At 69.3% G+C, this 12,018-nt stretch carries 11 protein-coding genes; 6 read left to right on the forward strand and 5 right to left on the reverse strand.

Annotated elements, in window-relative coordinates; all coding sequences use genetic code 11:
• The first annotated feature begins 116 nt into the window (after positions 1-116).
• Positions 117-1,306 (forward strand): IS3 family transposase gene (locus ABC138_RS17070; RefSeq protein ID WP_345914421.1). Its coding sequence is split into 2 segments (ribosomal slippage): positions 117-389 and positions 392-1,306, totalling 1,188 coding nucleotides; the frame shifts between segments, so codons are not numbered across the junction.
• 18 nt (positions 1,307-1,324) lie between these two features.
• Positions 1,325-1,651, forward strand: a complete 327-nt coding sequence (locus tag ABC138_RS17075) for a hypothetical protein (protein ID WP_345914422.1) — start codon at positions 1,325-1,327, stop codon at positions 1,649-1,651.
• 588 nt (positions 1,652-2,239) lie between these two features.
• Here the strand turns inward: ABC138_RS17075 and ABC138_RS17080 are convergent.
• The 5 genes from ABC138_RS17080 to ABC138_RS17100 all read right to left on the reverse strand — a co-directional run bounded on the left by ABC138_RS17080 (position 2,240) and on the right by ABC138_RS17100 (position 8,177).
• The gene (locus tag ABC138_RS17080) at positions 2,240-2,890 is read right to left on the reverse strand and encodes a hypothetical protein (RefSeq protein ID WP_345914423.1); all 651 of its coding nucleotides are present in this window, start codon (positions 2,888-2,890) and stop codon (positions 2,240-2,242) included.
• Positions 2,887-4,365, reverse strand: coding sequence for a TraM recognition domain-containing protein (locus ABC138_RS17085; protein ID WP_345914424.1), 1,479 nt, complete (start codon positions 4,363-4,365; stop codon positions 2,887-2,889). The genes ABC138_RS17080 and ABC138_RS17085 overlap by 4 nt, the downstream gene beginning before the upstream one ends.
• Positions 4,362-4,913 (reverse strand): hypothetical protein, encoded by a 552-nt coding sequence (locus ABC138_RS17090; protein ID WP_345914425.1) that lies wholly within the window; start codon positions 4,911-4,913, stop codon positions 4,362-4,364. Before ABC138_RS17090 ends, ABC138_RS17085 begins: the two co-directional genes overlap by 4 nt.
• Positions 4,914-5,034: 121 nt before the next feature.
• Positions 5,035-6,513 carry a M23 family metallopeptidase gene (locus tag ABC138_RS17095; protein WP_345914431.1) on the reverse strand — a complete coding sequence of 493 codons (1,479 nt, stop codon included), beginning with the start codon at positions 6,511-6,513 and terminating at the stop codon, positions 5,035-5,037.
• Positions 6,399-8,177 carry an endonuclease/exonuclease/phosphatase family protein gene (locus ABC138_RS17100; RefSeq protein WP_345914426.1) on the reverse strand — a complete coding sequence of 593 codons (1,779 nt, stop codon included), beginning with the start codon at positions 8,175-8,177 and terminating at the stop codon, positions 6,399-6,401. Before ABC138_RS17100 ends, ABC138_RS17095 begins: the two co-directional genes overlap by 115 nt.
• Positions 8,178-8,375: 198 nt before the next feature.
• Here ABC138_RS17100 and ABC138_RS17105 point away from each other — a divergent pair, with 198 nt between their 5' ends.
• Genes ABC138_RS17105 through ABC138_RS17120 form a run of 4 tightly spaced genes read left to right on the forward strand, consistent with a single transcriptional unit; the run spans position 8,376 to position 11,688 of the window.
• Positions 8,376-9,461 (forward strand): tyrosine-type recombinase/integrase, encoded by a 1,086-nt coding sequence (locus tag ABC138_RS17105; protein ID WP_345914427.1) that lies wholly within the window; start codon positions 8,376-8,378, stop codon positions 9,459-9,461.
• 28 nt (positions 9,462-9,489) lie between these two features.
• Entirely contained in the window at positions 9,490-9,846 is a 357-nt protein-coding gene (locus ABC138_RS17110; protein WP_345914428.1) for a helix-turn-helix transcriptional regulator, read from the forward strand.
• Between the two features lie 47 nt (positions 9,847-9,893).
• Positions 9,894-11,300, forward strand: a complete 1,407-nt coding sequence (locus ABC138_RS17115; protein WP_345914429.1) for a hypothetical protein — start codon at positions 9,894-9,896, stop codon at positions 11,298-11,300.
• Between the two features lie 7 nt (positions 11,301-11,307).
• Complete coding sequence (locus ABC138_RS17120; protein WP_345914430.1) at positions 11,308-11,688, forward strand: hypothetical protein; 381 nt, start codon at positions 11,308-11,310, stop codon at positions 11,686-11,688.
• The last annotated feature ends 330 nt before the right edge of the window (positions 11,689-12,018 follow it).

Consider the following 12,018-nt stretch of genomic DNA (forward strand, 5'->3'; position numbering starts at 1 on the left):
GATCCCTCCACGGAACAGGGCAGCGAACTGCCCACGGCGCGGGATGGGTCCGCTGCACGGGGAGGTGACAACCGATTCTGTGGTGCCGGGAGGCGTCACGGGGAAGGATGTGCACCATGCCCAAGGCTTATCCGCGAGAGTTCCGTGAGGATGTTGTGCGGGTCGCTCGGTCCCGGGAGGAGGGGGTGACCTTGAAACAGGTCGCTGCCGATTTCGGGATCTCGGAGACCTGTCTGACGAACTGGCTGGCCAAGGCCGACCGAGAGGGCGGCGGCAAGCCGGACCCGGGTCGGCAGGAGTCCAGCGAGCTGCGTGATGCCAAGCGCCGGATCCGACTGCTGGAGCAGGAGAACGAGGTCCTACGCCGCGCGGCGGCGTACCTGTCGCAGGCGAACCTGCCCCCAAAATGATGTTCCCGCTCGTCCGTGAGCTGGCCGTGCAGGAGGACCCGATCCGGGTGCCTGTGACGGTGACGTGCCGGGTCCTGGATCTGTGCAGGCAGCAGTACTACCGGTGGCTGAAGGACCCGGTCACCGAGCGTGAGCTGGCCGAGGCCTACCGCGCCAACGCCCTCTTCGACGCCCACCGCGACGACCCGGAGTTCGGGTACCGGCTGCTCGCCGACGAGGCCGCCAGCGAGGGCGAGGTGATGTGCGAGCGGACCGCATGGAAGATCTGCTCGAGCAACGCCTGGTGGAGCAGCTTCGGCAAGAAACGGGCCAAGAACGGCAAGAAGCCGGGCCCGCCAGCGCACGAGGACCGGGTCCGTCGCGACTTCACCGCGCAGGAGCCCAACAGGCTGTGGCTGACCGACATCACCGAGCACCGCACCGGTGAGGGCAAGCTGTACCTGTGCGCCGTCAAGGACGCCTGGTCCAACCGGATCGTCGGCTACTCGATCGACTCGCGCATGAAGGCCCGCCTCGCCGTTCGGGCTCTGGACAACGCCGTCGACGCCCGCGCCGCTGCCGGCATGGCGGTGGCCGGCTGTGTGGTCCACTCCGATAGGGGCAGCCAGTTCCGGTCGCGGAAGTTCCTCAAGGCTCTACGCCGGCACAACCTGCTCGGCTCCATGGGCCAGGTGGGGACGAGCGCTGACAATGCCGCGGTCGAGAGCTGGTTCTCCCTCCTGCAGAAGAACGTCCTGAACCGGCAGTCCTGGACCACCCGAGACGACCTGCGCATGGAGATCGTCATCTGGATCGAGCGCACCTACCACCGCCGCCGCAGGCAACGCCGCCTCGGCAAGTTGACCCCCATCGAGTACGAAACCATCATGACCACACCGGCCAGTCAGGCCGCGTGACCACCATGTCACCTCCCCGTGCAGCAGACCCTGGCGCGCCGGTTGAGCTCCGCGCAGTGGCGGGCGGTGGAGGAGGGGCTGGGCCGGGTCCATGAGCGGATGCTGGCCGGGGTGGCGCCGGCGCGGCGCGAGAGGTTGACCGGCGCGGCCACGATCGACATCGACGCCACCGACGTGGAGGTCTATGGCCGCGGCAAGCGTGGGGTGGAGTATAACTATGCAGGTCAGCGGTGCGGGCGTCCGCATGTGGCGACCTGGGCGGAGGTTGAGGGCGTGCTGGCCGCTGACCTGGACGCCGGCGATGAGGACCCGCGGTCAGCTGCCAGACCGCGCCGACGCCCTTGAGCCGGCCCACGTAGAAGGTGTCCAAGGCGACCACCTGACCGGGGACGGAGGCGTACAGGCAGAACCCGAACGGTCCCTCCAGGGCGGCATCGGTGACCTGGCCGGAGTCGACGGCGGTCAGCGACGCCAACGCCGCGACCCGCTGCCGGGCGGTGCCCAGGTTATGGCGGCGCAGCACCTTCGCCACTCCGGACGCGGACCGGTCCACGCCCCGGGCTATCAGGTGCCGCAGCAGCGACTTCGGACCCAGCGTGGGCCGGGCGACCGCCTCGGCCAAGATGACCGCGACCTCCTCGCTGCTCATGGCGTTGGGCTGGTGCGGCCTGCGGCGTTCCTTGGGCAACAGCGCCGAAAGCCCGTACCGCTCGGCTCGGTTGACCCACTCGTAGTAGGTGTTGCGCGAGACGCCGAACACCCGGCAGGCCTCGGCCACGTTGTTGATCTCGGCGGCGTAGTTGAGCACACGGACACGACGGTCGTACACAATGTCTTCGTGGGTCACGGGATGGCTTCCTGTTCTCTAGATCTCGACAATCCAGAGACTGCCTCCCGTGGCCCACGCCTGCACGGAGGCTGGCGGGGCGAGTGTCACCCCAACCCGTGATCCCTAAGGTCTAGGTCGACCTCGACCAGGCGCGGTCGACCGACCGGTTCGGGCTGCTCGTAGGCCCGTTGATTGACGGGCAGCGCGTCGACGTCGTGGGCGAAGGCGTTCTCACGCCGCTGGGTGCTGGCATCGCCCAGGTGCTCGTTGTGTCGCGGCTTGGCGGGCCAGCTCTTGTGCTCGTCGTCGCAATGCGCCCGTAGCCGGTTGCGCATGCGGTCGGTGAATGCCGGCAGGCAGTAGCGGTGCCACTCCTCGAGCGCGTCGCTGGTCATCGCGAGCCCGGCACGGCGGCGCTGATCGGCCAGCACCGCGAGCTCGTGGACCAGGTGCGGGTGCAGGGGCCAGCAGCTGGGGATGAGCCCGGAGACGTCCCAGGTGTATTCGCGGTTGAGCCAGATCACGACGTCCTCTAGCCACTCCCACAGCTGTTGTCGGAGCTCGGGGTCCGCGCACGTCGCCGGCTCCCAGGGCCGGGGCAGCAGGGCGTGGTTGCCCAGGGCCTTCTTCTGCTCCTCGGTGCCGTTGATGGCGATGTGGAGCTCGCGGTAGGCCAGCCGGACGTGCTCGCCGGGCACGGGGAACGGGAACACCATTGGGCTGGGTGCGGCCCGTCGGACCTGTTCGGTCGTCACAGCTCACTCCTTGTCGGTTCGGTCTCGTCGTCGACGAAGCCGAGGCGGCGCGCCTCGACGAGGGCGTCGGTCGCCCGGGCCTCGGGGGTGATGACCATGCGGCGGTCCTTGGTGAGCCGCGCGCGCAGCGCCCGCTGATCGGCCAGGAGCCGCTCGCCGGCCTTGCCCTCCACGCAGCGGTGCAGTTTGGCGATGATCGGCTTGCCGTTCTCGGCGATCACCAGGGCCCGCCGCTCGGGGAGTTGGCGGACCTCCTCGGGCCGCATGATGGGGATGTCGTCGCCGGAGAAGTTGCGGCTACCGCCGTTGAACCCCCCGGTGGAGTGGGTGACGCGACCGATGCGGACTGTTCCGAGCAGGTCGGAGATCTCCTGGTTGAACGCGACGTCCTTCGACCCGCCGAACATCACCAGGGTGTTGGTGAGCCCGAGCAGTGCCCGGGCCTCGTGCTCGCCGAAGATGCTGGTCAGTTGGGGACGGGTCTGGGCGGCCCAGATGAACGACAGGCCCATGGCGCGCTCGTTGGCCATCCGGGTGCGCAGGGTCGGCAGCGGTGCGGTCGAAGGCAGCTCGTCGAGCACCGAGACCAGCGGCGGGCACAGCCGGCCGCCCCACGGTGAGCTGTTGGCCAGCAGCAGCCCGGTGTCCAAGACGTGCTCGGCCACTGCGGTCATCAGCGGGCTGGCCGAGGCGTAGGGGTCTTCGCGGCCCAGGAGGTAGATGGTGCCGCGTCGACGGATCACGTCGGCCAGGTCGGTGGCCGGGTGCCCGTGGCTGGGCACGCAGCGGCGGCGGATGTCGGCCTGGAAGAACAACGACACCGCCTGCTGCACCGTGGTGATCGTGTTGCCGGCGGTGCGGTCGTCGCCGTTGAGCGCCCCATGAAGCAGGCCGTGCCAGAACGGCTCGGCGTGCGGGTGCCGGCGCAGGATCTCCATCGGCTGGCTGGCCGCGGTCGGGTTCGCGACCCACTGCAGGACGTCCTCGAGGGTCTTCCCGGTCAGGGCCGCGGCGTGGAAGTAGCCCTGCAGCACCTTCGCCGACTCCGCGGCGTAGAACCGGGCGGCATCGTCCCCGGTGCCGCCGGTGATCGCACCCTTGACGGTGCCGGCGGTGAAGGCCTTGGCTCGCCGCTCGGCGACCTTGGGGTCCACACAGCCGGCGATCGGGTCCCAGATCAGCTCGTCGACGACGCCCTCGGCCAACCCGAACGGGTCGAGGACCACGCACGGCCGGTCGTCACGGGAGCGTTCGGTGAGGCTCAGCAGCAGGTCCTCGACCTTCGTCAGCGTCACCAGGGCAGCGCCCGGTGCGCTGAGCAGCGCCGGGGTGAGCAGGTCGAGGGTCTTGCCGGAGCCCTGCGGGCCGATCACCCCGGCGGTGCGGTCCCACGGCACCCACAGCTCGCCGCCACGCGGCTCGTGCGCGTCCCCGATGCGCCAGCCCACGTCCCACGGGTTGAACCTCAGCTTCATCGCTCCTCCTTCGTCCGGCGGCCGTTCAGGAGCCACGGGCTGAGCCCGTGGCCGAGCTGCGGCCCGGTCTGTTCGGTGAGGTCGCCGGCGGTGCGCTGAACGGGTGCCGCCGCGGCGGCGTGCTTGTAGAGGTCGGGCCGGACGATGCCGGCGACCTTGCGCAGCCGAGTGACGCCCAGGATCTTCTCGGCCTCTGCGGCGGTGGCCATGCCGCGCATACGTCCCGGGCCCCAGCGCTGGTAGGCGCAGACGCCGACCCAGATGGTGGCGCTCAGCAGCGCGACCTCGGTCATCGCGAGGCTGACCCACACCAGGCCGTGGCCAGCCAGGCCGTCCGGTGTCGGTGTGGGCAGGCCGGCGTCGGCGTGGCCGCCGAGCACGCCGGGAAGGCTGGTCCAGAAGGCGGTGCCGATCGGTGAGGGGAACGCGCCGGCGTTGGCCCCCACGTCTGACGCGGGCCAGGTCCAGCCGGCGCCGGCGAGCAGGTTCGCGATGGAGCGGCCGAGCTGGATGCCGATGACGATGACGAACAGGGTCGCCAGAGCCACGGCTACAGGGATCTCCGAGGTCCAGGGGTAGGGGTCGCGTCGTCGCTCTCGTTGCATTGAATTCCTCCTCGTGGTCGAAGTTCTGGCTGGTCACCTATGTGTCGCGAGGGCCCGGCAGCGATCACACAGACCGACTCGGCTTCGAGGCGTTTTCCGCTAGCCAGGTCGAGGGGTCGACGTTGTCGGGTCCGTAGATGGAGCCGTTTTCGAGGTGGACCTCGAAGTGGAGGTGGCAGCCACTTCCGTTGCCTTCCTTGCCGACCTGGCCGATCGGCTCGCCGGCGGCGACGGTCTGGCCGCGGCTGACGGTGACGTTCTGCATGTGCGCGTACCAGGTGGTCAGGGACCCGGCGCCGGTGGTGACCTTGACCAGCTGCTGGCCGGCCCAGCCCTGGCTGGTGTCGATCTCGATGGTGCCGGCGTGGGCGGCGTAGACGGTCGTGCCGCACGGGGCGGAGAAGTCGGTTCCGGTGTGCCAGTTGGTCCAGTGGGGGCCGGTGTCGTGCCAGTTGTGGTTGTCGGTGCCGATGTATTTCACAGGCACCGGGTAGACCACCTCGTCGCAGGACGCGCCCTCGAGGCCGACCGGGGAGACCTCGGCGTTGGGGAGCACGTTGATGTGCGGGTGGTCGAGGTGGTTCGCGGTGGCCGAGCCTCGGTCCTCCATCCGTCGCCAGCCCTCGTCGGCCCGCGCGACCGACCAGATGCGCTGGTACCAGATGATGTAGTCGATCCCGAGCTCGCGGGCGTGGGCCTGGGCGTACGCCACGAGCGCGTCCCCCTGGGCCTTGCCGGCGGGAGTCAGCGGGACCATGAAGTCGGCCGCCAGGCCGGCCGGGTGACCGTGGGGGTCGGTGGCGCTCTCGCGGTAGCCGCCGACGGTCTTGATGTCGAACATCGGGCCGAGGATGTTCACAAGCTGCGTCAGCTGCGGCTTGACCGGGCCGAAGTTGTAGTTGGTCTCGGTCGCGACCGCGCAGCCCGCGCTGCTGCCGGCGGTGGTGGCGGTCACCAGCGGGTGGTCAGCGATCTTGTTGGCTTGGGTGCTGTTGTCGACCTCAGCGCTGGCCCAGGTGAGGTTGGCGCCGTAGATGTGGTCGATCGGCGCGTCCTGCTTGGCCTTCTCGCAGGGTTCCGCTGATCCCCCGAAGGCGTTGCTCAGGTCGGGTGTGAGGACGCAGTGCGAGAAGCTCTGGCCGTCCTTGCCGTCGTTGAAGTCGCCCAGGATCACCGCCGGGGTGCCGGTGCCGGCGAACTCGGTCATGGTGGCCAGCTGGCGGCGCAGCGCCTCCTTGCGGTGCCCGGCGGCGTTCCCTTGCGTGTTGGCCGGGTTGTGGATGCTCCAGACCCAGATCACCTGCCCGGCGTTGACGCTGTCGGCCGCACCCGTCAGCTGGACGACCGGCATCCCGACCTCCTTGCCGTTGAAGTACGGGATCTGGACGAGGCGTGAGTCGGTCATCACCCAGCTGGCGCGGTCCCAGATCACCTTGTTCTGGGTGTTGCCGGTGGCCGGGTACATGCCCCACTTGGCCGAGTAGCGGTCAGCCAGGGCCTTGGCCTGGGGGCCGTGGACCTCCTGGAGGCCGGCGATGGTGATGCCGGCGTTCTCGATCGCGCTGAGTGCCCCGGGCAGCCGCTTGTCCCAGGTGGCGTACCCGGCTTTCTCGTTGCCGCCGCCCGCCTTGTTGTCGGTGTGCCGGCGCCCAGGATGTTCAAGGTCCCGACGGTGATCGGGTTGACGGTGTCCTCGCAGTTGCTCGCGTTCGAGACCGCGCCGTCGACGTCTGGCAGGTCGGGTAGGTCGCCGCCGAGGAGGTCGGTGATGTCGCCGGCGACGTCCTCCCACTGGGCATAGGCGTCGGGGAAGCCGGAGCGCTGCACGGCCTGGGCCGCCTGCGTGAGCGGCATGTCCTGCCAGCCGGGGATGTCGAGCAGGCCGGGGTTGCCGGTGTGCTGGGCCTTGCCGAAGAAGGCACGCGCGGCGAGCACTGGGTTGGTGACCTCAGCACGGCTCCCCCAGCCGGTCGAGGGACGCTGCTGGAACAGGCCGCCGGAGTCGCGGTCGCCGCCGGTGAGCTTGACCAGTTTGGACTCCTGGATCGCGGTGGCGATCGCGATCTGCAGCCCGTATCGGGGAACCTGGAGGTCGCGGGCGACCTGGGCGATGGTGATCGCGTTGCGGGCCTGCTCGGTGGTCAGGGTCGGGTAGCTGGAGGCGAACCGCAGCTGCATCAGCTGGGCGAGCACGTCGCCGGACGGGGGCTCGGCTGACGGCCTTGTGGTGTGGGCGGCGTTCACCACACCTTCGCTGGTGGCCGCGGTCGTGGGGGCGCTCTCGGAGCCGGCGCCGTTCATGGCGATGCGGGCGGCGATCCAGTGGTGGTCGGAGACCATCGTCCCGTCCCAGCCGCCCTCGAGCCGCACGCCCTGGCGGTGGGGGAAGAAGATGAAGTCGACCGAGTGGTTGTGCCAGCCGTAGCCGGCGGCCTTCATCTTGGCGGCCGCCGTCCACGGGAGGTCGGTGTAGGAGGCGTGGGTGTTCATGTCGCCGCCGATGAGCACCGGGCCGTGGGTGGCCAGGGAGTTCCGCAGCTGCAGCAGGATGTCCATGCCGGCGCCGTACTGCTGGGGCCTGGTCAGTGGCGGGTTGCTGTGCTGGCGGGGGTACTTGTGCGGGTTGATCATGTGGTGGGTGGAGATCACCGACACCACAGCGCCGTCGGCGCGCTCGAGGATCACCCACGTGGCGAACCGGTCCCAAGTCACCGGCTCGCCCTTGTAGAAACCCTGGTCGTTCTCCACGATCGTGACCCGGCCGCCGTTGGCCTTGGACCAGGTGTCGCGCTTCCAGAGCACGACGTTGCCCATCGAGTTGTTGTCGCCGGTGTGGTCCTCGACCCGGAACGCGTCGTAGCCGGGGGCGGCGGCCTCGATCTGCGCCAAGCTCCAGCCGCTGGCCTCGTTGAGGCTCACGAGGTCGGGGTTCGTCGACAGCACCCGGGGCATGGAGGCGCGGAAGCCGTCCAGGCCGGAGCGGCGCGGGATGTTGGCGTGCGCCATGGTGATGTTGCCCGTGACCGGACCGCCCACGGGCCCGTCGATGACCCCGAGGTCGCCGAGCTCGGTGGGCGCGGTCTCGCTGGTCTGGGTGCGGCACTCGGCGGCCGCGGTCGTGGTCATGACCACCATCAGGGTCACGACGAACGGCAGCGCCATGAAGACGATCAGGACCGGCAGTCCGGCGAGGAGTAGCTTCTTCACGACAGGTCAGTCCCGAGCGCCTCAGCCGGCAATCTCTAGGAACTCAGGTTCGATCGGACGCCCGCAAGCTCTGATCTGAGTTCGCGCAGGTCCTGCAGGTTCGACACTCATTGGCACTTGAATTGAAGTTTCGTCACTCTGGCTGACGGTTTGGATGTAATGTCGACGCATGATCGCCTCACTTGAAGTCGGTGCCTGATGGGCTTGGTGGCGCTGCCGGGTGGCAGCGCTGCTGATCCGGCACTGATAGGTGCGCAGGCGGCCGCGGACTTCGAGCAGGAGCTCGTCGACCAGTACGCGCTGGCGATGTCCGCGGCAGGTCTGACGGACCGCCACATCGGCTCGACCAGGGCGATCGTCATCGAGTTCGCTCGCTCGCTGTCGACTCCCCTGTGGGAGGCCACCTGCGCGGACGCGGACGCCTTCTTGGCCCAGCAGCGCCGGCGAGGACTCAGCGTGTCGACCCGCGCAGGCAAGGCCGGCGCACTGGCAGGCTTCTACGACTTCGTGATCGCCCGCTACGCCGGCACGATCCGCCGCGCGACCGGTGTCCTGGTCGAGCAGCCGATCGATGAATTCAATCGCCAGTCCGGGGCATCGCTGGGCAAGGTCCGGGTGCCGCCATCCGATGACGAGATCGACTCGCTGTTCACCGCCTGGCGCGGATCCGTCCCGCAGGCACGCAAGTACCTCCCCGCGGCCCGCGACTACTTCGCGGCCTCGCTGTGGCGCCGACTCGGGCTGCGCATCAACGAGACCGTCATGCTCGACATCCGCGACTGGCGCCCCGATCAGGGCGAGTTCGGCAAGCTCCACGTCCGCCACGGCAAGGGCTCCGGCGGCCGCGGTCCCAAGCCACGGCTGGTGCCCGGAATCAACGGCGCGAACCAGTTGATCGACTGGTGGCTGGCCGAGGCCCGCCCCCAGTACGGCGAGGACTGGGCCGACCCAGACGCGCCGCTGCTGCCCTCTGAGCGGTTCGACAGGGACTTGGACCGCTGCGGACGTGTCGGTGCGAACGCGCTGCGCCGCGCGCTGGGAATCCAGGTCGATGAGTGGTTGCCGGCGTGGTCGGGGCGAATGACGCCACACGTGCTGCGGCACTACTGCGCCTCGTCGCTGTACGCGGCCGGGATGGACATCAAGGCCCTCCAGGAGCTCCTTGGCCACCAGTGGCTGGCCACGACCTCGGGCTACCTCCACGTCCGCAGTGACCACATCGAACGCGCCTGGAACAGCGCGAGCGACCGCATCGAAGCCCGCCTGGGCCTCCGTACCGACTGACCCAACCGAATCGAAGGAGAGGATCCAGATGCAGTGGAGCCTGCGGCTGCGGGCCGCCGAACGAGGGATCTGGAAGTCCGCAGAACTTCGGCGGATGCTGGCAGATGCCGGGCTCGAGATCTCCGCGGGGAAGATGTCGTCGTGGTGGGCCGGGACTCCGCCGACGATGCGGCTCCAAGAACTCGACGTCCTGTGCGCCGTGCTCGAATGCACCCCGAACGACCTGATGACCCCCGAGCCGGACAAGGTCGCCGCGCGCCGTCCCCGCAACACCGACGCCGCCAACGGCGGAAACGGGGATGGCGATCCGAACGGCAACGGCGGCGGCACGCCACCGGCGGTCACACCGCGGCTCGGCAAGCCCCGCTCGCCCCCGCCGCTGTAGCCCGCACCGCCACCGCTGACGGACACGACGAGCTGGAGAGGATCGGGATGCCCGCGCCCGGCCCCAACGCGGCGTTGCGGCTGCCGCCCAAGTGCAACGCCTGCCAGAGCAACCGCGTCGCGTGGACCAGCCCCAGAGTCGACTTCTGCTATCAGTGCCTGCCCGGCGGCCCGTTCGCCGCTCCACCGTGCAACCGCTGCCGCGCCCGCACCGACTACTTCAGCCAGGGGCTGTGCAGCCGGTGCCATCCCCGCAGCCCCGAGCACATCGGATCCTGCAAGGGCTGCCTGGCCTGGGGCGTCTACCCCCGCCACAACTGGACCTGCTGGTCCTGCCGCTGGTGGCAGAGCCACTACCCGAAGGGCACCTGCACCTACTGCGGCCGCACCAGCCACGTCAGCGACCGACAAGCCTGTCGCCTCTGCCTCGAGAACGCCCGACTCGAACAGAAACCCGGGCGGGCACCCGATGTCGCCGCCGCGAACAAGGACAGCCAGCAGCTGTTCTTCGCCAACATGGTCTTCAAGCGACGCGCGACGCCGGTGCCCGACTACGTCCGCTGGGATGGCCGGTGGTCGAAGAAGAACAAGAACCAGCTGCCCTACCAGCCCGGCACCAGGTTCGGCCGTCACGCGCTCGAGCAGCCGGCCCTGATTGAGATGGACCCCGACCCCGAGGTTCTGCGCCAACGCCTCCTGGTGGAGGACAGCGAACTGACGCGTTACTGCGCGGCCATCGTCGCCGACCACGCCCGCCGCTATGGCTGGAGCGTCAGGCAGCGCAATGCCGTGATCCAGTCCCTGCGGCTGCTGCAGATCCTGCGGCCCACTCCCACCGCGAAGGTCCGCGCTAGTGACGTCGTGGCGTTGCGCCGCTACGACGGCACCATCACCTCCACCCTCGACGTCCTCGCCGAAGCAGGGCTCCTGACCGAGGACGTCCCGACCCGGGTCGAGAGGTACTTCAACGCCAAGTTCATCGAGTCCGGAGCCCTCCCGGACGCCATGCGGGAGCACCTCCAGCTGTGGCTTCAGGTCATGCTCGGCGGATCCCGGCAAGCACCGCGCCAGCTGCCTCGCGAACCCGAGACCGTCGAGCTCCACATCCAGGGCCTCGCGCCCGTCGTGCAGACGTGGGTCGAAGCCGGGCGCCAGTCGTTCGCCGAGATCAGCAAGGACGACATCCTGGCCGCCCCTCGCGGCCCTGCCCGCCGGCACCAGCCAACGCCACTTCGCCGAGAACGGCCTGAAGTCGCTGTTCAAGATCCTCAAGGGCCGCCGACTCGTCTTCGCCAACCCCATGAGGGGCATCGACCTGACCCGTGTCGCCACGAGCCTTCCGATGCCGCTGGACCCCGCCGTGATCCGGGCCGAACTGGACTCGCAGAACCCGGCCGTCGCGCTCGCTGTGGCTCTGGTGGCCTTCCACGGACTGACCGGCAAGCAGGTCCGTGAACTGCAGATGACCGACATCGTCGACGGTCGCCTCCACCTCGACGGCCGCGACATCCCGCTCGCCGCACCCGTCAGGAGCCGGCTCGCCGCCTGGCTCGACCACCGCAACCGAACCTGGCCGGCCACCGCGAACCCACACCTGCTCATCAACCGACGCACCGCGCCGCGCCTCGTCCCCAGCGGCCCGTCCTTTCCCTGGAAGGAAAGCCGCATCCGCCCACGGGCCCTGCGCGAAGACCGCATCCTGCACGAGATCCACGCCACCGGCGGCGACGTACGCCGCATCTACGACCTCTTCGGCCTCAGCGTCGAAGGCGCCACCCGCTACCTGAAGACCGTCGAGCACCCCGACCTGAGGAACGAGGACCAGCCTGGCACCCGACCATGACCGTGTCTTTACGTACCGCGCGGCGCGGGTCGAGAGTTGTCGCAACATCCTCACGCCAACGATAAGCAACCGCAGCGCGCACGATTCGGACATTCTGGCGCTGCTGACTTTGGTCACGGGCCGCAGCGTGGCGGCTCAGCGTCCCCGCATCCGTCCCCCCGAACCGTCGAATGGCGGGGGGACGTGGCGCCCTACACCGCGTTTATGCAGGTCAGGAAGCGTCCCCCCGAAACTCAGGAGATTCCAGAGCCGGTGGCTCGAGCGGTGGAGGAGGAGTCCCGTTAACCCCGGTCATTCATGACGATGGCCGCGGCGGTGTCGGGGCGGCGT

Origin of the sequence: Janibacter sp. LM, assembly GCF_039631275.1 — a bacterium.
GTDB classification, from domain to species: Bacteria; Actinomycetota; Actinomycetes; order Actinomycetales; family Dermatophilaceae; genus Janibacter; species Janibacter terrae.